22 protein-coding genes, 1 tRNA gene and 1 riboswitch are annotated in these 22,361 nt (G+C 63.5%); of the genes, 13 read left to right on the top strand and 10 right to left on the bottom strand.

Features of this window, described 5'->3' with window-relative positions:
• The first annotated feature begins 80 nt into the window (after nucleotides 1-80).
• Both pstB and phoU read left to right on the top strand, forming a co-directional pair.
• Nucleotides 81-824 (top strand): phosphate ABC transporter ATP-binding protein PstB, encoded by a 744-nt coding sequence (gene pstB / locus L2Y96_RS08405; protein ID WP_247336975.1) that lies wholly within the window; start codon nucleotides 81-83, stop codon nucleotides 822-824.
• A gap of 22 nt (nucleotides 825-846) precedes the next feature.
• A complete protein-coding gene (gene phoU, locus L2Y96_RS08400; RefSeq protein WP_247335501.1) occupies nucleotides 847-1,563 on the top strand; it encodes a phosphate signaling complex protein PhoU in 717 nt (238 codons plus the stop codon).
• A gap of 156 nt (nucleotides 1,564-1,719) precedes the next feature.
• On the opposite strand, the gene sugE is transcribed toward phoU, so the two are convergent.
• From sugE to rnr, 4 genes are all read right to left on the bottom strand, one after another.
• Complete coding sequence (sugE, locus tag L2Y96_RS08395; RefSeq protein WP_247335490.1) at nucleotides 1,720-2,037, bottom strand: quaternary ammonium compound efflux SMR transporter SugE; 318 nt, start codon at nucleotides 2,035-2,037, stop codon at nucleotides 1,720-1,722.
• A 290-nt stretch (nucleotides 2,038-2,327) separates the two neighbouring features.
• Nucleotides 2,328-2,600, bottom strand: a complete 273-nt coding sequence (locus L2Y96_RS08390) for a CBU_0592 family membrane protein (protein ID WP_247335488.1) — start codon at nucleotides 2,598-2,600, stop codon at nucleotides 2,328-2,330.
• Complete coding sequence (rlmB, locus tag L2Y96_RS08385) at nucleotides 2,597-3,346, bottom strand: 23S rRNA (guanosine(2251)-2'-O)-methyltransferase RlmB (protein WP_247335486.1); 750 nt, start codon at nucleotides 3,344-3,346, stop codon at nucleotides 2,597-2,599. The genes L2Y96_RS08390 and rlmB overlap by 4 nt, the downstream gene beginning before the upstream one ends.
• A gap of 3 nt (nucleotides 3,347-3,349) precedes the next feature.
• Complete coding sequence (gene rnr / locus L2Y96_RS08380) at nucleotides 3,350-6,358, bottom strand: ribonuclease R (protein WP_343218443.1); 3,009 nt, start codon at nucleotides 6,356-6,358, stop codon at nucleotides 3,350-3,352.
• 125 nt (nucleotides 6,359-6,483) lie between these two features.
• On the opposite strand from rnr, the gene L2Y96_RS08375 reads away from it, so the two are divergent.
• The 6 genes from L2Y96_RS08375 (at nucleotide 6,484) to L2Y96_RS08350 (ending at nucleotide 8,847) form a co-directional block, all read left to right on the top strand.
• Nucleotides 6,484-6,568, top strand: a tRNA-Leu gene (locus L2Y96_RS08375).
• Nucleotides 6,569-6,628: 60 nt separating this feature from the next.
• Nucleotides 6,629-6,973, top strand: a complete 345-nt coding sequence (locus L2Y96_RS08370) for a hypothetical protein (RefSeq protein WP_247335485.1) — start codon at nucleotides 6,629-6,631, stop codon at nucleotides 6,971-6,973.
• 98 nt (nucleotides 6,974-7,071) lie between these two features.
• Complete coding sequence (locus L2Y96_RS08365; protein ID WP_247335483.1) at nucleotides 7,072-7,314, top strand: hypothetical protein; 243 nt, start codon at nucleotides 7,072-7,074, stop codon at nucleotides 7,312-7,314.
• Between the two features lie 42 nt (nucleotides 7,315-7,356).
• A complete protein-coding gene (gene lptA / locus L2Y96_RS08360) occupies nucleotides 7,357-7,884 on the top strand; it encodes a lipopolysaccharide transport periplasmic protein LptA (RefSeq protein WP_247335482.1) in 528 nt (175 codons plus the stop codon).
• Between the two features lie 66 nt (nucleotides 7,885-7,950).
• Complete coding sequence (locus tag L2Y96_RS08355) at nucleotides 7,951-8,502, top strand: hypothetical protein (protein ID WP_247335480.1); 552 nt, start codon at nucleotides 7,951-7,953, stop codon at nucleotides 8,500-8,502.
• Between the two features lie 9 nt (nucleotides 8,503-8,511).
• Nucleotides 8,512-8,847 carry a hypothetical protein gene (locus L2Y96_RS08350; protein WP_247335478.1) on the top strand — a complete coding sequence of 112 codons (336 nt, stop codon included), beginning with the start codon at nucleotides 8,512-8,514 and terminating at the stop codon, nucleotides 8,845-8,847.
• A 59-nt stretch (nucleotides 8,848-8,906) separates the two neighbouring features.
• Here L2Y96_RS08350 and L2Y96_RS08345 read toward each other — a convergent pair whose 3' ends face one another.
• From L2Y96_RS08345 to L2Y96_RS08335, 3 genes are all read right to left on the bottom strand, one after another.
• Nucleotides 8,907-10,259 carry a DUF6438 domain-containing protein gene (locus L2Y96_RS08345; protein WP_247335475.1) on the bottom strand — a complete coding sequence of 451 codons (1,353 nt, stop codon included), beginning with the start codon at nucleotides 10,257-10,259 and terminating at the stop codon, nucleotides 8,907-8,909.
• 22 nt (nucleotides 10,260-10,281) lie between these two features.
• Nucleotides 10,282-10,956, bottom strand: a complete 675-nt coding sequence (locus L2Y96_RS08340) for a Rossmann-fold NAD(P)-binding domain-containing protein (RefSeq protein ID WP_247335474.1) — start codon at nucleotides 10,954-10,956, stop codon at nucleotides 10,282-10,284.
• A gap of 63 nt (nucleotides 10,957-11,019) precedes the next feature.
• Nucleotides 11,020-12,978: a CocE/NonD family hydrolase gene (locus tag L2Y96_RS08335; protein WP_247335469.1), complete on the bottom strand. Its 1,959-nt coding sequence runs from the start codon at nucleotides 12,976-12,978 to the stop codon at nucleotides 11,020-11,022.
• 157 nt (nucleotides 12,979-13,135) lie between these two features.
• Between L2Y96_RS08335 and L2Y96_RS08330 the strand changes: the two genes are divergently transcribed.
• Together L2Y96_RS08330 and L2Y96_RS08325 are read left to right on the top strand one after the other, a co-directional pair.
• On the top strand, nucleotides 13,136-13,993 hold the full coding sequence (locus L2Y96_RS08330) for a LysR substrate-binding domain-containing protein (RefSeq protein ID WP_247335453.1): 858 nt from the start codon (nucleotides 13,136-13,138) through the stop codon (nucleotides 13,991-13,993).
• 14 nt (nucleotides 13,994-14,007) lie between these two features.
• Nucleotides 14,008-14,634 carry a LysE family translocator gene (locus L2Y96_RS08325; RefSeq protein ID WP_247335450.1) on the top strand — a complete coding sequence of 209 codons (627 nt, stop codon included), beginning with the start codon at nucleotides 14,008-14,010 and terminating at the stop codon, nucleotides 14,632-14,634.
• Between the two features lie 5 nt (nucleotides 14,635-14,639).
• Here the strand turns inward: L2Y96_RS08325 and L2Y96_RS08320 are convergent, their stop codons facing one another.
• Nucleotides 14,640-15,761, bottom strand: coding sequence for a S41 family peptidase (locus tag L2Y96_RS08320; protein ID WP_247335447.1), 1,122 nt, complete (start codon nucleotides 15,759-15,761; stop codon nucleotides 14,640-14,642).
• Between the two features lie 166 nt (nucleotides 15,762-15,927).
• Between L2Y96_RS08320 and L2Y96_RS08315 the strand changes: the two genes are divergently transcribed.
• The gene (locus L2Y96_RS08315; RefSeq protein ID WP_247335437.1) at nucleotides 15,928-16,515 is read left to right on the top strand and encodes a hypothetical protein; all 588 of its coding nucleotides are present in this window, start codon (nucleotides 15,928-15,930) and stop codon (nucleotides 16,513-16,515) included.
• A gap of 39 nt (nucleotides 16,516-16,554) precedes the next feature.
• Here the strand turns inward: L2Y96_RS08315 and L2Y96_RS08310 are convergent, their stop codons facing one another.
• Nucleotides 16,555-17,109 (bottom strand): cysteine hydrolase family protein, encoded by a 555-nt coding sequence (locus L2Y96_RS08310; protein WP_247335436.1) that lies wholly within the window; start codon nucleotides 17,107-17,109, stop codon nucleotides 16,555-16,557.
• Nucleotides 17,110-17,579: 470 nt separating this feature from the next.
• A complete protein-coding gene (locus tag L2Y96_RS08305) occupies nucleotides 17,580-18,149 on the bottom strand; it encodes a TetR/AcrR family transcriptional regulator (RefSeq protein WP_247335433.1) in 570 nt (189 codons plus the stop codon).
• Nucleotides 18,150-18,298: 149 nt separating this feature from the next.
• Between L2Y96_RS08305 and L2Y96_RS08300 the strand changes: the two genes are divergently transcribed.
• Together L2Y96_RS08300 and gcvP are read left to right on the top strand one after the other, a co-directional pair.
• The gene (locus L2Y96_RS08300) at nucleotides 18,299-19,030 is read left to right on the top strand and encodes an SDR family oxidoreductase (RefSeq protein ID WP_247335423.1); all 732 of its coding nucleotides are present in this window, start codon (nucleotides 18,299-18,301) and stop codon (nucleotides 19,028-19,030) included.
• A gap of 173 nt (nucleotides 19,031-19,203) precedes the next feature.
• Nucleotides 19,204-19,297, top strand: a riboswitch (glycine riboswitch).
• Between the two features lie 41 nt (nucleotides 19,298-19,338).
• Complete coding sequence (gcvP, locus tag L2Y96_RS08295) at nucleotides 19,339-22,209, top strand: aminomethyl-transferring glycine dehydrogenase (RefSeq protein WP_247335420.1); 2,871 nt, start codon at nucleotides 19,339-19,341, stop codon at nucleotides 22,207-22,209.
• The last annotated feature ends 152 nt before the right edge of the window (nucleotides 22,210-22,361 follow it).

Genomic DNA, 22,361 nt, shown 5'->3' with positions numbered 1-22,361 from the left:
TGAACGAAGTCGCCGCCCAGCCGGGCTTCGGCACGTCGCCGCACCATGCGGGCGTCGACCTGGGCCAGGTGCCCGCGAAGATGACCGTGCGCGACCTGAACTTCTACTACGGCGAGTTCCACGCGCTGAAGCACATCGGCCTCGATGTGCCGGAGAAGAAGGTCACCGCCATCATCGGCCCCTCGGGCTGCGGCAAGTCCACCCTGCTGCGCATCTTCAACCGCATCTATGCGATCTACCCGGGCATGCGTGCCGAGGGCGAGATCGTGCTGGATGGCGAGAACATCCTGGACCCGAGGTACTCCATGAACCGCCTGCGCAGCAAGGTGGGCATGGTGTTCCAGAAGCCGGTCCCGTTCCCGATGACCATCTTCGAAAACGTGGCCTACGGCATCCGTCACCACGAGAAGCTCAACCGCTCGACCATGGAAGAGCGCGTGGAGCAGGCCCTGCGTGGCGCCGCGCTGTGGGACGAAGTGAAGGACAAGCTCAAGCAGAGCGCGCTGGGCCTCTCCGGTGGCCAGCAGCAGCGCCTGTGCATCGCCCGCGGTATTGCCCTGAAGCCGGAAGTGCTCCTGCTTGACGAGCCCACCTCGGCGCTCGATCCGATCGCGACGAGCCGCATCGAGCAGCTGGTCGAGGAGCTCAAGAAGGACTTTACGATCGTCATCGTTACCCACAACATGCAGCAGGCTGCGCGTTGCTCGGACATGACCGCCTTCATGTACATGGGCGAGCTGATCGAGTTCGACAAGACCGAAAAGATCTTCACGAAGCCGGACAAGAAGCAGACCGAAGACTACATCACCGGCCGTTTCGGCTAAGTCACCACTTTCGAGGCATGCGATGAACACCCCGCACCAGCACATCATCAAGAGCTACGACGACGAGCTGAAGCGCCTGACCGGCGAAATCGTGAAGATGGGCGAGCTTGCCGTCGCGCAGCTCGAAGCCGCGATCGACGTGGTCCAGCGCCGCGACGAGCGCGCCGCCCAGCGTGTGGTCGACAACGACGACGCGATCGACGCGCTCGAGCACGACATCAGCCAGGACGTGGTCCGCCTGCTCGCGCTGCGCGCGCCGATCGCCGGCGACCTGCGCAACGTGTTCGCGGCCCTGCGTATCGCGGCCGACATCGAGCGCATCGGCGATTACGCCGCCAACGTGGCCAAGCGTTCCATCCCGCTCAGCCGCGTGGCACCGATCACCGCCGCCGGTGGCCTGGCCAACCTGGCCGAGCTGGCTGCCGAACAGCTGCGCAACGTGCTCAAGGCGTACCACGAGCAGGACGCGGAAGCGGCCTACGAAGTGTGGAAGTCCGACGCTGAGCTCGACGAAGCGTATACCGTGGTGTTCCGCGCCCTCCTCACCTACATGATGGAAGACCCGCGCAACATTACCCCGTGCACGCACTTGCTGTTCATGGCCAAGAACATCGAGCGCATCGGTGACCACGCCACGAACATCGCGGAGAACGTGTGGTTCGTGGTCCACGGCGAGCCGCTGGTGGCCCCGCGCACCAAGAAAGACGACACGGCCAGCCCGGATTTCACCGTCAAATAAGCAAGCCCGACGGGCCCCCGCCCGTCGCTCTACCCGGACGCCTCGTGCGATCCGTAGGAGCCCACCCTGTGGGCGACGCCTTTCGTACAGCCGCCAGAGGGTCTGTGGCTCTTCCGCGAAAGATGTCGCCCACAGGGTGGGCTCCTACAGTATGTTTCAGCCTGCCGTGAGCTTTAGGCCGATGATGCCGGCCACGATCAGCCCGACGCAGAGCAGCCGCAACGGCTGCGCGGATTCACCGAACAGGATGATCCCGAGCGTCACCGCGCCCACCGCGCCGATACCGGTCCACACCGCATAAGCGGTGCCGAGCGGCAGCTTCTTCGTAGCGAACGCCAGCAGGACGATGCTGATCAGCATCGCGCCGCCCGTAAGCACGCTGGGCACGAGCTTCGTAAAGCCCTCGGTGTATTTCAGGCCAACAGCCCACGCGATCTCGAACAGACCGGCTAAGACGAGAATGGACCAGTACATGGTTCCGGCTCCGCCAAGGCGGGGTCGTCCCCGCGGAGTCATGCCGGCACCGGGTCGTCCCGGCGCGGGAACCCGCATTGCGCAGGTTCGAAGGGCATTTTACCAGGGCCACCTGACCGGCGTGTAACCCCCGCCCTCGCCGTCGCCCGTCGCCCGTCGCCCTCGCCCTCGCCGTCGTAGGAGCCCACCCTGTGGGCGACGCCTTTCGTACAGCCGCCACAGGGTCTGTGGCTCTTCCGCGAAAGATGTCGCCCACAGGGTGGGCTCCTACGGGGACGGGGCGTTTGGCCTTACGGGATGATCTGCGCGGCATTGCGGGCGCGGACGCCGCGCACGATGCCGTACACGCTGATCAGGAACCAGGCCATCTCCTGCAGGAACGCCGGCAGGTTGAACGTGCCGAAGATCAGCGAGAGCAGGATGCCGAACGCGCCGAGCAGGTTCATCACCTGATACGGGTAGCCCTGCCCCGAGAGCTTGTGCGCCTGGAGCAGGAAGAACGCGACCAGCACGAGCGCGACGCCCACGAGGCCACACCAGTCATGCCACAGCAAGCTACTCATTTCTTCACACCTCGCTGGCGCAGTGCCTCGAACAGCACGACGCCGGTGGCCACGGAGACGTTAAGGCTCTCCATGTTGCCCGGCATCGGGATCTTCGCCACGAAATCGCAGAGTTCACGGGTGAGATGGCGCATGCCATCACCTTCGCTGCCCAGCACGATCGCGACCGGGCCCTTGAAGTCCACCTGGTAGATCGACTGCTCGGTCTCGCCAGCCAGGCCGGTGACCCACACGCCCGCATCCTTCATGCTGCGCAGGGTACGCGCCAGGTTGGTCACGGCGACGAGCGGCACGAGATCCGCACCGCCGGCCGAAGCACGGCGCACCGTCGGCGTAAGGCCCACGGCGCGATCCTTCGGCACCACCACGGCGGTGACCTTCGCCGCCGCGGCGCTGCGCAGGCAGGCGCCGAGGTTGTGCGGATCAGTCACGCCATCGAGCACCAGCACCAGGCAATCCGGGCCGGCCTTTTCCACGAGCGATTCGAGGTCGTTCTCACCGAGCATCGGCGGCGTTTCGTAACGCGCGACGACGCCCTGGTGGCGGGCTTCACCGCTCATTTTTTCGAGCTGGTCCTTACCCATCGTACGCACCTGGATGCCGTGCTTGCGCGCGGCGGCCAGGATCTCGTTGATACGGGCGTTCTTCGAGTTCTGCTCGACCAGCAATTCACGGATACGCTCCGGATCGTTGGCGAGGGCGCCTTCGACCGGGTTGATACCCACAATCCACGTTTCTGTCGCCATAACTTACGACTTACCTTTATTCGTACGCGGCGCGGCTTTCTTCACCGCTGCCTTCTTCGCGGGGGCCTTTTTCGCGGCCGCCTTCTTTGCCGGCGCCTGCTTGGCGACGGCCGCTGGTGCTGCCGGCTTCTTCGCCGCGGCCTTCTTTGCAGGTGCCTGCGAGGGCGCCGCCTTCTTTGCCGGGGCTTTGACCGCCGTCCTGGTGGCGGCCGGTTTCGCGCCGGCAGCCTTCTTTACAGCAGGCAGCGGCGGAAGCGCGGGGAGCGGATGATCCGTGACCGACGCGGCCGAGGCAACCTCGGGGCGCTTCTTCGTCGCGAGCGGCGGCTTGGCAGCCGATTGCTTCGAGGCGGGCTGGGCGGCCTGGTGCGACTTTGCCGGCTGCTTCGCTGCAACCACGGGCTTCGCGGGTGCCGGTTTGCCCGCCTGCTGCGCCTTCGCTACCTGCGGCTTGGCAGCGTGTGGCTTGGCGGCCACCGGCTTGGCGGCGGGTACCTTGGCGGCCGGAGCCTTGGACGCGGGGGCCTTGGCGGCGGTGGGCTTCGACGCGGCCGGTGCCGGCGCCTTCGTCACGGGCGCTTTCTCCACGACCGGCTTCGCCGCAGGCTTCTTACCCGCCAGCTTCTCGGCCACCTTCTTCACCACGCGGCCAATGGCCTTGCCGACCTGGGCCACGGCGCTTGACGGTGCCGCCGGTGCGGAAGCGACGGGCGCAGGTGCGGCGGGCTTCGGTAGCGACTCCAGGCGAGCCTTCAGGCGGAAATCGATCTTGCGATCTTCCATGCTCGCGCGGAGCACCTGCACGCTCACGTAATCGCCCAGGCGATAACGTGCGCCGGTGCGCTCACCCGCCAGCAGGTGGCGGACCGGATCGAACTTGTAATAGTCGTTCGGCAGCTGCGAAACGTGCACGAGGCCGGAGACGCGCGATGCGGCCAGTTCCACGAACAAGCCGAACGACGTGACGCCCGTGATGGTGCCCGCGAACTCTTCGCCCACGTGCTTTTCCATCCACGCGCACTTGAAGCGCTCATCCACATCGCGCTCGGCCTCTTCCGCACGGCGCTCGCGCTGCGAGCAATGCACGGCCATCTTTTCCATCTGCGCTTCGCTGTACACGTAATCCGCGGGCTTGCCCTTGGTGAGTGCGTAACGGATGGCGCGATGGACCAGCAGGTCGGGATAGCGGCGAATCGGCGACGTAAAGTGAGCGTAGGCCTCCAGCGCAAGGCCGAAATGCCCGTTGTTAGCCGGCAGATACACCGCCATGCTCTGCGCACGCAGCAGCACCGACTGGATCAGCTCGGCCTCGGGGCGGTCGTGCACCTTCTTCAGCAATGCCGAGAAGTCGGCCGGCGTCACTTCATCGTTCGGCGGCAGCTTCAGCTTGAACTCGCGCAGGAACTGCAGCAGGTCTTCGTACTTCTCGACCGGCGGCGGCGCGTGCACGCGGTACAGCGCCGGGATCTTGCGCTTGGAGAGGAACTTCGCCGCCTGCACGTTGGCGGCAATCATGCATTCCTCGATCAGCTTGTGCGCATCGTTGCGGTCGCTGGCACCCATGGCCATCACATCGCCCGACGGCGCGAGGCGGAACTTCACTTCCGGCGTTTCGAAATCGATGGCACCGCGGCGTTTGCGTGCCTTCGCCATCGCCTTGTACAGCTTGTGCAGGTTTTCCACCTGCGGCAGCACCTCGGCGATTTCTTCGCGCACGGCCGCGTTGTGCTCGCCGACCGCCTGCCAGACCTTGGTGTAGGTCAGGCGCGCGTGTGAGTACATCACGGCTTCGTAGAACTTCGAATGCTGCACTTCGCCTTCCGCATCCACTTCCATGTCGCAGACCATGCACAGGCGGTCGACGCGCGGGTTCAGCGAGCAGATGCCGTTGGAGAGGGTCTCCGGCAGCATCGGCACGACAAAGCCCGGGAAGTACGTGGACGTGCTGCGCTCGTAGGCTTCGGCGTCGAGCGCCGTGCCTTCGGGCACGTAATGCGACACGTCGGCGATGGCAACGATGAGGCGGAAGCCACCCTGCTTCAGCGGCTCGGCGTACACCGCGTCATCGAAGTCGCGGGCATCCTCGCCATCGATCGTGACCAACGGCAGGTTGCGGATGTCGACCTTGCCCTGGCGCTCGGCGGCGGTGACCTTCGGCTCTACTTCCTCCGCCTGGCGGATGACCTGCGGCGGCCACTCGTGCGGGAGGTCGTGGCTGGCGATGGCCATCTCGACCACCAGCGACGGCTGCAGGCGCTCGCCCAGAACGGCGCGGATCGTGCCCATCGGGCCGCGGTGCGGGGTCGGTGGGTCGGTGATCTCAGCGACCACGATTTCGCCCGAGCGGGCACCGGCATCGCGGCCGGCGGGAATCATGATGTTCTGGTGCAGGCGGCGGTCGTCAGGCTCGACAAGCGTCACGCCATTCTCGACCACCACGCGGCCGACCAAGCGCGGCGAGCGGCGTTCCAGCACTTCGACGATGGCGCCCTGGCGGCGGCCACGGCGATCGATGCCGACGACGCTGGCAAGCACACGATCGCCATGCAGCACACTGCGCATCTGCGACGGCGAGAGGTAGAGGTCATCGCCGCCCTCGTCCGGGCGCAGGAAGCCGTAGCCTTCGGCGTTGGCGATGACACGGCCCGGGATCAGGCTGAGCTTCTGCGCCGGGGCATAACCATTGCGGCGGTTACGCAGCAACTGGCCATCGCGAACCATGGCGCCAAGGCGCTTATCCAGCGCGTTGATCTCGTATTCGGTGAACAGGCGGAGCGCGCGGGCGATGTCCTCGGCCAGCATGAGCTCGCCGCGCTCCTCGAGGAGCGCCAGGATCGCCTCGCGGCTGGGAATCGGGTTTTCATAGCGCTGCGCTTCGCGCGCGGCGTGCGGATCGGCGACCGCAGGGGCCGGGAAGCCGTCGCGGAACTTGGCCAGCGCCTTTCCGGGGCGGCTGGCCTTGGGCTTACGGGGCCCCTTGCGGGCACCGGAACCTTTGTTTTTCTTCGTCACGTAAGGACCTTGAAGGGGGGAAGTAACAATTTTTACTTCCCGTTTTGAAAAATCGTTGACAAGTGTATCTGACCTGCCTAATCTACGCGGCTCACGGGGCAGCAACTGCTGCGACCGGGACACCTGCCCAGGTGGCGGAATTGGTAGACGCACTAGTTTCAGGTACTAGCGGGTAAAACCGTGGAGGTTCGAGTCCTCTCTTGGGCACCAATTATAAGACAAAGCCTCGCAGCGATGCGGGGCTTTGTTTTTTCCGGGGTTTAGAAACGCATGGTCGATCACAAGAGCCCCACCCCGGCCGATCTTTCGCCCGAGGCCACCGCCCTGCTCGCCCAGGCGTCAGAAGCCCGCGCGGCCATGGAACGCGCCGCGCGTGACACGACCACCGCTGCGGATGAACTCCGCCGCTACGCGAAGTTCTCCAAACCCGGCCAGCCTTCCGCGCACATCGTGCAGCTCCGGCAGAAACAAGCCACCGCCCGCATGGACAGCGCACGTGCAAAGCAAGCCTTCCTCAAAGCCTCACAAGCATTCGTGCATGCAGCCGGCCTGACGGTACCGCCCCGCGTAACGCTCGAAGCCTTCATGCAATCCTGGCTCCCCAAGCCCACCTAACTCCACGCCCCCTGTATGAGCGCGCTTGCGCGCAATGCCCTTTGCACCACCCCCACCCAGGCGTACCATCCGCGAAAACCAGCGCGAGGTACTTACGGATGACCGCTCGCTTCTACTCCTATCGCCTGGCCGCACTGCGAGGCGGCGCCTTCGTCGGCATCCTCGCCGCCTTCGGCCTGATCGTTCTACTGCCAATAGGCCTCGATAACGTATTCGGCATGCATCTGGCGAAGGCCTGGGGTCTCGGCGAACTCGCCGCTCCGCTCTGTCTTGCCGGTGCGATTCCAGAGGGAATCCTCGCCGCGGCGCCAAGGCGTAACGACCGTCGGCCGGAGCGGTAGGAGATGACAGTTAGCGACCGAACAGACACAAGGATGATGACCATGCGAACGACGCTTTCCTGCCTTGGCATACTCATGGCTGTCGGATGTATCTGCGTATCGCCCCTGGCTACTGCGAAGTCCTCCGACCGAACCGTTCCTGCCAAGGCGGACGGCAATAAGTTTTCCGGTGACATCGGCCCGGATAGCAAATCCCAGCTCGATGGCTCCGTGGTAATTACCCAAGGGACCCTCAAGGTCACCGGAACACACGCAGACATGTATACGAACCAAGATAGCGCACTCTCTCGCGTGGTCGTCACGGGAGAAAATGCCCACGTAGAGCAACTCGACGACGCAAACCTCAGAATGACCGCCGATGCTCAGAAAATCGACTACAACGTCGAAACGGGGTTGGCAGTCCTCACCGGCTCAGCCCATGCCGAAAAGCAAACGGGTGGCGCGGTCTCAGGCGACGTCCTCCACTACAACGCTCACACCGGGACATTCGAAGCCGCAAGCAATGGATCGGCGCTGATCCACGTCACATTTAGCCCGAAGCCCGCAAGTACACGCACGAGCGACAAGTGAGCCGCCTTGGCTAGCCATCCCAGATAGGCGCGAGCGATGCTCCTTGCGCCGCCCCATGCCAGGCGTATGATCCGCACCACAATGTGGCTCAAAGACCATGCCGGAATGAACGCAACGCTACAAAGGCTGATCGGCACGCTGGCCGCCGTGGGATTTCTGGCATCCGTCGCCGTTCACATCTCGGCTCTTGCAGGCATCGATGTGGCCACGACCTTCCCTGCCACCTGGGCGCTTCACGCCGGCATCTTTGCAGTGTTCGTGCCGTTCATCCTTGCCGTGCGAAAGGAGTACGGCGGCCGCGTCACGCTCACCAACGCTTCGAAGGATCTTCCCCCGTGGGTCGTCGCTTTCGGCGCCGCACTTTTTGCGTACGCTGTTGTCAACTTCGGTATCTCGATCATTCAGACAGGAGGCGGCAATGCCGTCCAGCAGGGCGCTCAGTACGTCCTCAAGGTTCATGGTGCGGTGGTTCGCACACTCACGCTCGCTGAATACTCCGCGCTAAAGGCGACTGAAGTCCGACTCTTTTCGGGGCACTGGATGGTTTTCTACTTCATACCAGCCGCCTACTTCTTGTTTCACCGGCCGAACGTACCTGCGGCCGGGTCAAACTGGTAAATCGTTACGATGAACAAGTTCGTCACCGCCATGGTCTTCCTGGTAGCCACCCAGGCAGCCCATGCACAGCAGGCCGGCTCGCACCCACTGACGCCCGAAGAGCAGTGTGCGATCGGCGCGGATATCGCAGGAAAGGCCCGAAGCGCCCAGGACCAGGGGGTTTCCGAGGATGACTTCTTGAGCGACATGTCGAATGGACAGGACGCGAAAAACATTGCGAACCTGAAGAAAATCGCGGACTACACGTACGCCTCGGCGTCCGGCGGCGACCCGGCCCTATACCGCGATTGGTACAAGGAACGGTGCATGAGTGTCCTTCCAGGCGGTAAGTCCAGTCACCCCTGACTCATTCACGCAGGGCGGCGCAAGTTGCCCAGCCATGAAGCAGGACTGACCATTGCGGCTTACTTCTGCGACGCCTCGGGGTGGGCACTGAGCCACGCAGCTACCTGAGGCATGGGCGACTCCGCCATGCGCGCAGCCAGGGATCTTCCCTGCGAATCCCTCCCCTGAACGCTCGCGCCAGCCTCGAGAAGCCGGAGCACGACCTCCTCATTGCTGGCACCGAAGATCAGGCTGTTGCCCCGATTATCCGTGATCGTCGCATCCGCGCCGTGGGCAAGGAGCAGGTCGACGAACTCCATGCTTTCCACACCCCACAACGGCGGCCGCCCTTCATCGTCGCGATGATTCGGATCGGCGCCCCGCTCAAGTAGCGCCCTGACCGTCGGAATTCGCGCCCCATCCTCCCGATAGCACGCGTAGTCACTCCGCAAGCTCGCAAGCGCCGTCGCGCCACCAACATCCGTAGAACTGTACGCTGGCAATGCAATCGTCACGGCGTCGACCGGGATACCCGCAGCGACTGCCGCATCTACCATCGCCGGTGAGCAACCGGCCGATCTACGAGCAAATTCCCGCCCTGCCTCAACCCTGTCCCAGCGACCAAGCCAGTCGCGATCGACCAGGCGATTGAAAACCTGCGCATGCCCGCGCCTCAGCGATACTTTTAACAAGGTCAAACCCGCCAGCTCACCTTCGGGCGAAGTCTCCTGGAATGCCGAGTCGTCCGACACCGGTGTTTCGAGTGGCGCGCCGCGGTCGATCAAGGCGGTAACCAGGCCTTCGTCGGCAAAGCGCTTCTCAGCAGCCACCGCCATTTGTGCCGCCGTATCGGAATGGAAGTCGAATCCATTCCTCTCCAGCCACGGAATGAGCTCGGCGGTACCTTTCGTCCATCGATCCGTATGGGCCGCCTTGTCGATAGCATCCTGCAAGGCCGTCACCGAAGCAGGCATGCCCACCTCCGAGCCCATGAAATCGACGACGGACTTGGTACGCGAGCCATTCGAAAGCGTGACGGTGTAGGTCGGCACGTCGGTGACGGCAGCCTTGTACTCATCGTTGAGATCCCAGAATCCCGCGTCGCGAAACCGCGCAAGCAAGACGGAAATCTCAGTAGAGGGGATGCGGTCATCATGGCTTCCACCCACGACTACCGTATAACCCGGGCCGAAATCGCCGGGCTGCTGAGCCGCACGCGGAGGCCCACCGGGCTCACCTTCATAGTGCACGCGGCCATCGCCGTGAATCGTCACTTTATAAGCCGGGCACGCCCCGTAGCACATGCTGCGCTCAAGCGTGATCGTGGTTGCAGCCGCAGGGTGAGCAGGCGCCTTTGCCTCAGCAGCGATTCCACACGACGGGCAAGCCATTGCCAGCGCGAAACCCAGGTAACCAAGATATCCGTGTCGCATGCCACCTCCATTAACTGCTCGATCAGGCCGATCGAGACATCCGTCGCATCTCGCCGTTCTCAAGATACGTTACCCCACTTCCCCCATCAGCCGCATTGAACTCAGCGACGAACGCTCGGCCGATATCGTCCTGCTCAACCACTCCGAACCGCCCCGGCACGAGCCGGCCAAGCCACGCCACGTAACCGGGCGTGTGCGCGTTTCCAGCAATGATCCCGGGCCTGAAAATCGCGAGACGCTTGAATCCGATAGTTTCGATCGCAGCTTCCTTCATGCCCATCACGCGCACGTAACGGAAGCGGCTCTTTGGATTGCTGCCTACCGCCGACAGCAATGCGAAGTGGGTAATACCAGCGACATGGCACCCCCGGGCGAAACTACCTACGACACCGATCTCCAGCGCCTTCAACTGGTCCTCGGACCATTTCGCGCTACCGCTTCCGACACCGACGCAAGAGACCGCGTAAACGGGCTCGCCCAGCGCGAGCAGGTCGCGCGCACGCCGCGCCACCTCGTCAGCGAATTCAGCAGCACTCGTGTCCAGCACCACCTGGCTCAGCCGGGGATCGGCCGCAATCCCGACTTCCCTACGATTCACCATGACGATTTCGACACACGACGGCGTCGCAAGCAGCGCGCGAATAACCGCCGCGCCGACCTGCCCCGTGCCGCCAATGATCAGGATTCGATAAGCCATACCCACTAAGCCCTCCCGCGATTAGGGAAAGATAGCGTGAGCCAGCTCCCGGTGCAGCCCCTCTCAGTGCCCCACCACCGGCAACCACACGGCACTCGGCTGGCTATCCGACCTCAGCACCGAAATCGTCGCCGCCCGGTAGTCGCCCGGCTTCGCATTGAAGATATTCGGCACGTAGGTCTGCGGGTTACGGTCATATAGCGGGAACAGCGTGGACTGCACCTGCACCATGATCCGGTGTCCGGGCTGGAATACGTGATTTACGTTAGGCAGGTCGAATTTGTAGGTCTGCGGGGTATTGGCCGGAATGGCGCTCGGGTGCTCGAAGCTCTCGCGGTAACGGCCACGGAGAATGTCCATGGCGATCGCCATCTGGTAGCCGCCCATGCTGGCATCGCTCGGGACCGATGAGGGGAAGACGTCGATGAGCTTCACCACGAAATCGCCATCCGTACCGGTGGTCATCGCCTTGAGGTCGGCCACTGGGATGCCCTGCACATGTACTGCGGAGGTGAGTACAGGCGTCTCGTAGCTGAGCACATCACTGCGCCCGTCGACGAAGCGCTGGTCGTGCACCAGCCAAGAACTCCAGGGGAGATACCCTGCATAGGTGGAACCGTAACCGTAGAAAGGATCGAGCACCGGGCGCGGCAAGAACGGCACCGGCTTGGCGGGATCGCTCACGTAGGTATCGGCGGCCTGGCCGTCGGTAGGCTTATCGAACGACAGGCTTGCGTCCTTCGCCAGGTAAAGCGGCTTCAGACCTGTGCCGCAGCCACTCGCGCAAGCAGTCGGCCAATCCTCAAAGGTTTCCCAGCGATCGGCGCCAGTGTTGTAGATATTCACCCTGGCGAGCTTCGCCGGCTGCCCGTCCTGCAGGTACTGCTCGAAGAACGGCATCACCATCTGCCGGTTGTACTGGCGCGAGGTATCGCCCTCCCACTTGAACGCGCCAACGGCGTAGCCCTTCCCGTTGACCTGGCTGTGCGACCACGGGCCCATGACCAGCCAGTTATTCGCACTGCGCCCCGCTGCCTTGAGGGCGAGCCACGCATGGTTGGCGCCCCACATATCCTCCTGGTCGAACAGGCCCTGCTCCCAGATGGTTGGTACGCTGGACGGCTTGGCAGCGAGGCGACGGGCCAGATCCTGGCCTTGCCAGAAGTCGTCGTACGCGGGGTGTTCCATCATGCGCGCCACGAACGGCAGCTTTTCGAGGCCGCGGCTGCGGATGTAATCCCCGACCGATCCGGCGCGCAGGTATTCCTCGTATTTGTCATAGGTGTCGGTGGGCGTGACGGCGCCCTCGCCCTTCTGCACGGTCTGCATGTGGACGTAGCCGAGCATCATCTGGCGGAACGCGCCGTAATGGAACCAGTCGTCGCCCATGTAGGTATCGACCATCGGGCTCTCCGGCACGGCGGCCTTGAGCGCCGGGTGCGGATCGAGCAGGGCCATGACGATGGTCTCGCCTTCGTACGAGGAGCCAATCATGCCGACGCGCCCATTCGATTCCGGCACGTGCTTTACGAGCCAATCGATCGTGTCCCAGCCATCGGTGGTTTCATCGGTCTTGGTGGGATTCAAGGGGCCCCGCGGCGGGTACATCATCACGTACTTGCCTTCGGAGCCATACTTGCCGCGAACATCCTGGTAAACGCGGATGTATTTCGCCTCGACGAACATGGCATCCGGCGGCGGCAACGCCGTGGCCATGGAGGTAGCCTTCGGATTACCTGCACGCTCAGCCGCGTTGTAAGGCGTGCGCGTAAGGATGATGGGGGCGTTCTTCGCACCCTTGGGAATCACGATCACGGTGAAGAGCTTTGTGCCATCGCGCATGGGCACCATGACCTCGCGCCGGACATAGTCCCTACCGCCGGGAATGACATCCTCAAACTTCTGGGGAATATCATCCTTGGCGACCAGCGACGCATCCTGGGCACGCACCATGGAGGCAGAGCCCGCCAGTGCCGCACCAATAAAAACTGCCAGACAACCCTGCTTCACGATTGCGTGCATCGTTCGCCCTTCCATCGATGGTGTCCCCTTGAGTGGCCCGATCTTAATCACAGCCCATTCGCCACGGGCAGCAAGAAGTTCTAATGCGGGCCATAAGCGTGGCTTGTACCTTACGCCAGAACCTTGCAGCGTGTCGCTTTTGCCTTAGCATGAGGCCATGACGCTCAGGCTCGATATCGCCCTGCTCCGCAACTTTGTCGCGATTGCCGACGCGGCCGCAATGAGCCGCGCGGCGGATCATGTCGGGCGAACGCAGGCCGCACTCAGCCAGCAGATCAAGAAGCTGGAAGATGCCATGGGCCAGCCGCTAATGAATCGGACAGGGCGTGGCATTGCCTTGACCGCCCACGGCGAACGCCTGCTTGCGCACGCGCATAAAATCCTCCGCGCCCATGACGAAGCAGTCGCGGAACTCACCGGCACGGCACTCTCGGGTCGCATCCGGTTCGGCTGCCCTGACGATTACGCGCGCATTTTTCTGCCGGAATTGCTTGAGACTTTTGCGCGACAGCATCCGCAGGTGTTTATTGAGGTGGTGTGCGCCTCTACGCCGCGGCTTGTCGAACAGCTCAAAGAGCAGTCGCTGGATATAGCCGTGGTGTCGTTGCCGGATAGCCCGCATCGCGAACAGTTCCTGCGCTGCGAACCCTTCGTCTGGGTGGCCGCCAAGGGAGGCGACGCGCACAGACGCGACCCACTGCAACTCGCCCTATCCGACCCGGATGCACTCGATCACCTTGCGGCCACGACGAGCCTGGAGAAGGCTGGCCGCCGTTATCGCATCGCCTATGCCAGTGGCAGTGTTGCCGGACTCACCGCGGTCGTGCGTTCGGGCCAGGCCATTACCGTGATGACGCTCACTGGCGTGCCTCCCGATCTGCAGGTGCTTGCGCCTGCCAGCGGATTGCCGATGCTGCCTTCCGTGGGCATTACCGTGCAGACGGCTCGCAAGCACCCGTCGCGTCTACTGCAGCTGTTCGAAGCCCACGTTCGTACCGTCCTTCCCTCGCTTTAGGTCTACCTGCCCGCATGGACCTGCACACCTGCCTCCTCTTCGCCGGTGCGAGTGTCGCGCTCTTCCTCGTTCCGGGGCCCGACATGCTGTTCCTTTTTGGCCGGACCATGGCCTATGGGAGGCGAGCGGGGGTTTGGGCCGCGCTCGGGATCAACCTTGGGTCGTACTTCCATTTGTGCGCGGCCGTGACGGGGTTATCGGCCTTGGTGCTCACCTCGACGACGGCGTTCTCCATCGTGAAGTACATCGGTGCCGCCTACCTGCTGTTCCTGGGGTGGCAAGCCCTGCGTACCAGGTCCGGCTTCGCCACCACCCAGGCCGGCCGACCCGCTGCCCGCACGATGCAACACGTGTGGCAGGGTTTCCTCAACGACGTGCTAAATCCCAAGGTCGCGCTGTTCTACATCGCGCTGTTACCGCAATTCATCAACCCTGGGGATCCCCACTCGGTACGTCACCTACTCTTGCTCGGCCTCATCGCCAGCGCCATCGGGCTGGCGATGAGCCTTGCGTATGTTGGTGCCGCGGAGCGACTGACGCGTGCGCTCCTGCATCGGCCCGCCGCTACGCGCTGGTTGCAGCGTGGCCTTGGTACGTTGTTTATCGGATTGGGGCTCAGGCTCGCTGTCGAGAAGCTCTGAACCTGTCAATCGTGATGGAATGGTGTGTAATCAGGCACGGGCGCCTCGACGTGATCGGCGTCACCGAGCGCTTTGCGAAGCGCGTCCTGCTCTTCCGGGTCCTTCGCCGCCTTCAACTGAAGGTCGATGAGCTTGCTATAGGCGGTGCTGAACGCCTTCTCCGGTGCAATCTCGATATCCGGCTTGACGCCCACGTGCTCCCAGTTGGTTTTCGTCACGGGATTGATAGCTCGACCAGCCGGAATGAAGGCAATAAAGCCATCGCTTAGCGCGAACATGCCACCCGGATTGGCACCACCACCGGTGGTCGCACCAATCAGCGTGCCGCGCTTCTGGGTCTGGAAATCGTAGGCCGCCTCTTCGCCTGCCGAGAAGGTGCGCGCCGACGTCAGCACGTACACGGGTGCCAGCAGGCGCTGGCCGTCGACGGGGAAGGTATGGAACTGGTCAGTGCTGCCGTCCTTGCGCCAATACATATCGTTGAGGTGGCGGCCGTCGTTCTCGCGGAAGAAGTAACTCAGGAGCAGCGCCACGGCATGCGGGTCACCGCCCAGGTTCTGACGCAGGTCGATAATGATGCCTTCCGACCCGGCGAGAAGCTGCATCGCCGCCTTGTAACGCGGGACGACAAAGTCGGCCGGCGGGAACTGGCGCAGGTCGATATAGCCAATGTTTCCGGGGAGCCGACGAACGGCGGCAATCCCCGCCCCATCCTTGTCCACCCAGGCCTGCTCTTCATCCAGATCAGCCTTGGTAGGCGGCGGCGGATCGCCCGCGGGCGGCGAACGGAATTTCGGCGCGAACTGCACCATCAGGTGCCGGTCATTGCCCGAGGCACGGATGTCACGGGAGAGGTGGTCGGCAAACGCCTCCGTCGTCACATCCTGGTCGTAGCGCCCTGCTTTCAGGTTCGCGGCAAGATCCGTCGCGATGTGCCCGGCGACGTCGGGAAACACGTACCGAGATTTCAGCTCGGCTTCCAAATGCGTGACCACCGCAGCGCGCATGGCCGGCGTCAGCTTCGGGCCGTCCGCCGCGAGAACATAGCTGCTGGGCAGGCATGCCGCCATGGCCACCACAAGCATCGCACGGGCGCGCTTCGCACCCTCCCTGGTTACCTTCCCCATATGCCACGTCTCCCGATAGTTGCCATGGACAATATCGGGAAGGCGTGAGGGGGCACAAGCGCCCGCCTGCTCATCGGTAACCACGCCGCTCTGGATCATCCGAATGCCTTTCGCACGGGTCCACGCCATGGGTATGATCCGGCTCACTCGCTATGGAGCATCACGGATGAACCCCAAGCCCTTGTTCGCACGAGTCGCTGCCACTGTGATCCGCAGTGCCCTGGCGTACGTTGCACTCTCCGTGATGGCCCCGCCTTCGTCTGCGCTCAGCACGAAGCAGGCGCCGGGCACCCAGAAGCCCGCGTCTGGCACGTCCAGTCAAGGCCAGGTCGACGGCTTCAGCGGCTTGCTCCTGACAACGCCCGATGCAGACTGGCAGAAAGCATGGGCCACCCCGTCCGGCACGACGCCCGTCATCAAGACAACAAGCAGGGTCCATGTTGGCGAGAAGCTGTTTGTCGTGATCCTGTTCGGCAACCCAAGCCTGAAGGACAACACGGCCGACGTGACCTGTGATATCGACGTATTGCGACCCGACGGTACGGCATCGGTCCACGAGACCGCGCTACCTTGCTACAAGGACCCCATCGAAGGCAGCCCAGAGCAGTTCTTTGCGGCACGCCCAGGCGTCGCTTTCATCGGCGAAAGCACCGACATGCCAGGCACCTGGGTGGTCCGTGTCGTGCTTCACGATAACAACCGGAACGTTACGCTGCCGCTGGTGACGACGTTTGTGCTCGCGAAGGGAAGCTGAGCGAGTCGGTACTCAATCAGGCGAACACCGGGGCACCAGCTATCTCACGAGAAGGTCGGCGATTTCCGCATTGGACAGCCCGCGCGCCATCTTTCCATCGAGATACGCCCACGTCATGTCGTGATGCGCCAGATCGTGAGAAGCGATGCACTCACGAGCCATAATCACGTCCATATCCCGCTGGTAGGCATCCACAACCGTCATGCGAATGCAGGCGTGCGTATTGATACCAGCAATGATGAGCACGCTACATCCCATCGAAGCCAGCTGATCCTCCAGGCCAGTGCGAAAGAATGCGCTGTAACGCGTCTTCTCCACCTGCACGTCCGCACTCGAAACATCGAGCCCAGTGATCAGTCGCGCTCCATCCGTCCCGGCAATCGTGATCCTGAGGCCCAGCCGTTTAACTTCAAGCGGAGCGTCCGCCAAGTCTGCGCGAAACGCCTGCCGAACCCAGATCACAGGGCACTGATTAGCCCTGGCCACGCCGACCAAATCATTTGTGCATACAACCAGTCGATCGCGCTGCCCGGCAAGCGCCTGATGCGCGAAGAAGTCCTGCTGCATGTCCACTACAAGTAAGGCCGCTTTCATACTGTAGGAACTCCCTCGACCGTCGCGTTGGCTCATCGTACCTCACCCACTCCAGCCAGAATGAAGCGCTCGAGGGAACCGTGTTTCGCGAACGTTGAGAATCACCTCACAGGGACTACAAGCATTCAGCCAACACCTACGCTAGCGAGCGGACGGTGCCCAGTGCTTGGCAACGCGAGAGCGACGAAGATTAGGCTCATTGAAGCAGTGATCACGCATGAACCCTGCAACAGGAGACGTTGGATGAAACAAATCAGCGTAAGAGAACCACGCCTATCAGGTTGGGGGCCGTACGAAGATCCGTCCACAGTCCAACCGATTCGCTCTGAAAGTGACTACGACGCCGCCTTGGCCGTTGTCACTCAGCTCGGGAAATGGGGCGCGTCGGACAGCAGCCACCCACAGAACCGCCTTCTCGGCCTGATCTTCGACGCTCTATACGCCTACGAGAAAGTTCACTACCCGCTGCCTTAAGGCGCGGGCTTCGCCACCGCAACAAGGTAAGCCTGGCACATCACAGGAAGCTCAGTACAAAGCATGGAAGCGGCCTCGGGCGAACCATCATCTTCCAGTACCGCGCGAACCGTTCCCACCATCATGGTTCGCAATGCGTACGTCACCATCGCGAGGCTGTCGAACGTTACATCCGATGCCGTGGAAAGAAGGCGCGCGATCACGTCATCCGCACGTCTCACGATGTCATCGACCAGACCCGTCGTCTCCAGCTCGGCGGCTACCACATAGAGCGCACGAGACCCCGGCATTCCCCTCAACTTGGCTTCGAGATAGGCGCGGCTGAGCCCGGCGGCCATCTCAGCGATCGGCGTTCCGCGATAGCGCTGATACGCCTCTTCCATCGCCACCAGCACATCCTCGAGGTAATCCTCGAGCACCGCATAAAGCAGCGCTTCCCTGTGAGGGAAGTATTGGTACATCGTGCCTACGGAGACCCCCGCCCGTGCAGCTACCCGCGTCGTTGTCAGCCCCGTATACCCATCTGCGAGCAAAACCTGAATCGTTGCCTCGAAAATCGCGTCCACGGTGGCGGCTGAACGCGCCTGCCGTGGGGTTTTTCGGGGCTTTAAGGCGTCAGATGGGGCTACAGGCATATGCGAATGTAAAAGCCGAAAGAAGGTTCCCAGATCTAGGGATGGGGCTACCCATCACTTATTCAACAAGGATCCTTTGCATGAGTCAGCCGAAACGCATCACCCTCGTCACCGGTGCCAACAAGGGCATCGGCTTTGAAGTCGCCCGCCAGCTGGGCCGGGCGGGCCACCGCGTGCTGCTCGGCGCCCGCGATGCCGGTCGTGGCCAGGCGGCCGCGGACACCCTGAAGGGCGAAGGCCTGGATGTCCGCTTCATCAAGGTCGACCTGGCTGATTCGGCCTCGCTTGCCGCGGCCGCCGCCCAGATCGAAGCCAGCGAGGGCCGCATCGATGTCCTCGTCAACAACGCAGGTGTTGCCCTCGAAGGCGATGGCAATGTCAGCACAGCGAACCTGGACGCGGTCCGCCGCATTTTCGACACCAACTATTTCGGCACGATCGCCGCCACCCAGGCCCTGCTGCCGCTGGTGAAGAAGTCGGCGGATGGCCGGATCCTCAATGTTTCCAGCCGGCTCGGCTCCATCACCTATAACGCCGATCCCAGCTGGGACTACGCCGCGGTCAAGCTCATTGGCTACAACGCCTCCAAAGCCGCGCTGAACATGTCCAGCGTGATCCTGGCCGATGAACTGAAGGACACCGGCATCAAGGTCCACGTGGTGTGCCCGGGCTATACGGCCACCGACCTCAACGGCAACAGCGGCCCGCAGACGGTCGAGGAAGGCGCCGAGGAGATCGTTCGCCTCGCCACTCAGGCCAACGCGGCCCCGAGCGGGTCGTTCACCGGCAAGGAAGGCCCGGCACCGTGGTGAGCGTGGCCAGGTAAATGGCGGCCCGAATGCACCAGCATGGTGCTTCGGGCTACCCCCGCGCGGGCTTGGGTTGGCTGTATAATCCCCGCCCTACCGTACGGTGGGAGAAGCGGATGGACCCGCTGCCGAAGGCGCAACGCCCGTAATCGCTCAGGCTCCCATACCATCGCGCGGCACATCACTCTGGAGAGACCGGTTCAATCCGGCGCCGAAGGTGCAAGGGGTACCCACCCCCAAACTCTCAGGCAAAAGGACAGAGGGGCGCCCCACGTGCCGGCACGGCACGTATTTCCGGACGCCCCTACGCCATGAGCCAGAAAAACACCCCCTCGCTGCGCGATCTCGAGAACCACGGCGCGTTCATCGAACGCCATATCGGCCCGAACGATGCCGAAATCTCCGAGATGCTTACCGTCGTTGGCCACGGCTCGCTCGATGCGCTGACCGATGCCATCGTCCCCGGCTCGATCAAGTCGCCTGCCCCGCTCGCCCTGCCTCGCGCAGTGACCGAAGAAGAGGCCCTGGCCAAGATCCGCAAGGTGGCTGACCGCAACCAGGTCTTCAAGAGCTTCATCGGCCAGGGTTACTACGGCACCCTCACCCCGAACGTCATCCTGCGCAACGTGCTGGAGAACCCGGCGTGGTACACGGCTTACACGCCGTACCAGGCCGAGATCTCGCAGGGCCGCATGGAGGCGCTGATCAACTTCCAGACCATGGTCACCGATCTGACCGGTATGGACATCTCCAACGCCTCGCTGCTCGACGAAGCCACCGCCGCCGCAGAAGCCATGACGCTCGCGAAGCGCTCGGCCAAGTCGAAGTCGAAGGTCTTCTTCGTGTCGAAGGATGTGCACCCGCAGACCATCGAAGTGCTGCGTACCCGCGCCGACGGTGTGGATATCGAAGTACACGTGGGTGACGATGCCGAAGCCGGCACCGTTGATAGCTTCGGCGTGCTGCTGCAGTACCCGAACACCTTTGGCCGCATCAACGATTACAAGGCGCTCGCCGACGCCACCCACGCGCGTGGTGCGATCGTCTGCGTCGCCACCGACCTGCTCGCCCTCACCGTCATCGCCTCGCCAGGTAGCTGGGGCGCCGATATCGTCGTCGGCAACACCCAGCGTTTCGGCGTGCCGTTCGGCTTCGGCGGCCCGCATGCCGCCTACCTCGCCTGCCGCGACGCCTACAAGCGCTCGATGCCGGGCCGCCTGATCGGCGTGTCGGTGGATACCGAAGGTAAGCCGGCTTACCGCCTCACCCTGCAGACCCGCGAGCAGCACATCCGCCGCGAGAAGGCCACCTCGAACATCTGTACCGCGCAGGTGCTGCTTGCCGTCATGGCCAGCATGTACGCCGTGTACCACGGCCCGGAAGGCCTGGTCCGCATCGCCCGCCGCGTGCACCGCATGACCGCGATCCTCGCCGGCGCCCTGACCAAGGCGGGCGTGAAGGTCGGCGGCGACTTCTTCGACACCCTGCACATCACGGGCGTCGACGCGAAGGCCCTGCATGCCAAGGCCGCCGCGTCGAAGATCAACCTGCGCGCGATCGACGCCTCGTCGGTCGGCATCAGCCTGGATGAAGCCACCACCCGCGCCGACGTCGCCGCGCTCGCCGCCGTGTTCGGTGCCGATGCCAGCGATATCGACGCGCTCGATGCCGCCACCGCCGACGCCCTGCCGGCTGCGCAGGTGCGTGGTCTCGATTTCCTCCAGCACCCGGTGTTCAACACCCACCACAGCGAGCACGAGCTGCTCCGCTACCTGCGTGGCCTCGCCGACAAGGATCTGGCGCTCGACCGCACCATGATCCCGCTCGGCTCGTGCACCATGAAGCTCAATGCCACCGCCGAGATGATCCCGGTGACGTGGCCGGAGTTCGCCAACATCCATCCGCTGGCCCCGGCCGACCAGGCGCAGGGCTACAAGCAGCTGATCGATGAGCTGGAAGCCATGCTCGTCGAGTGCACAGGCTACGATTCGGTCAGCCTCCAGCCGAATTCCGGCGCCCAGGGTGAATACGCTGGCCTGCTCGCCATCCGCGCTTACCACCGCTCGCGCAACGAAGGCCATCGCGATATCTGCCTGATCCCGGAATCGGCCCACGGCACGAACCCGGCTTCGGCGCAGATGTGCGGCATGACCGTCGTCGTCACCCGTTGCGATGCCAACGGCAACGTCGACGTCGAGCACATCCGCGAGATGGCCGAGAAGTACTCGGACCGCCTCGCCGCCATCATGATCACCTACCCCTCGACGCACGGCGTGTTCGAGGAAGACGTGGTCGCCATCTGCGACGTCGTGCACAAGCACGGCGGCCAGGTGTACACCGACGGTGCCAACATGAACGCCCTCGTCGGCGTGGCCAAGCCGGGCAAGTGGGGTTCGGACGTTTCGCACCTCAACCTGCACAAGACCTTCTGCATCCCGCACGGCGGTGGCGGCCCGGGCGTCGGCCCGTGCGCGGTCAAGTCGCACCTGGCACCGTTCCTGCCGCGTGCGTTCGGTAGCGAAGGCGAAGTGGGCATGGTCAGCGCCGCGACCTTCGGCTCCGCATCGATCCTGCCGATCTCGTGGATGTACATCACGCTGATGGGCACGGAAGGCCTGCGCAAGGCGACCCAGGTGGCCCTGCTCAATGCCAACTACATCGCCAAGCGCCTCGCCCCGCACTACAAGACGCTCTACACGGGCCGTAACGGCCTGGTGGCGCACGAGTGCATCCTCGACCTGCGCCCGCTGAAGGACGCCACGGGCATCGGTGCCGAAGACGTGGCCAAGCGCCTCATCGATTTCGGCTTCCACGCCCCGACGCTGTCGTTCCCGGTGGCCGGTACGCTCATGGTCGAGCCGACCGAGAGTGAATCGCAGCACGAGCTCGATCGTTTCATCGACGCCATGATCCAGATCCGCGACGAAATCCGCGCCGTGGAAGATGGCCGCCTGGACCGCGAGGACAACCCGCTGCGCAACGCCCCGCATACGGCGGCGATGGTCACGGGCACCGAGTGGACCCACGCCTACCCGCGTGAACTGGCCGCCTTCCCGCTGCCTTCGCTGAAGCTGAGCAAGTACTGGCCGCCGGTGTCGCGCGTGGACAACGTCTACGGCGACAAGAACGTCATGTGCGCCTGCATCCCCATCGATGCGTATAAGGAAGACGCCGAGGTCTAAGACCTCGCTGCCCCCTGTAGGAGCCCACCCTGTGGGCGACATCTTTCGCCTCACCGCCGCACACCCTGTGGCGCTATCGCGAACAGCGTCGCCCACAGGGTGGGCTCCTACAAGGGGGGACGCTTCGCTGCAAAAGAGCGGGATCCATACCG

It is taken from the genome of Luteibacter aegosomaticola, from assembly GCF_023078475.1.
Classification (GTDB): domain Bacteria; phylum Pseudomonadota; class Gammaproteobacteria; order Xanthomonadales; family Rhodanobacteraceae; genus Luteibacter; species Luteibacter aegosomaticola.
Note: the sequence above shows the minus strand (reverse complement) of the source record. Positions and strands in the feature narration are given on the sequence as shown.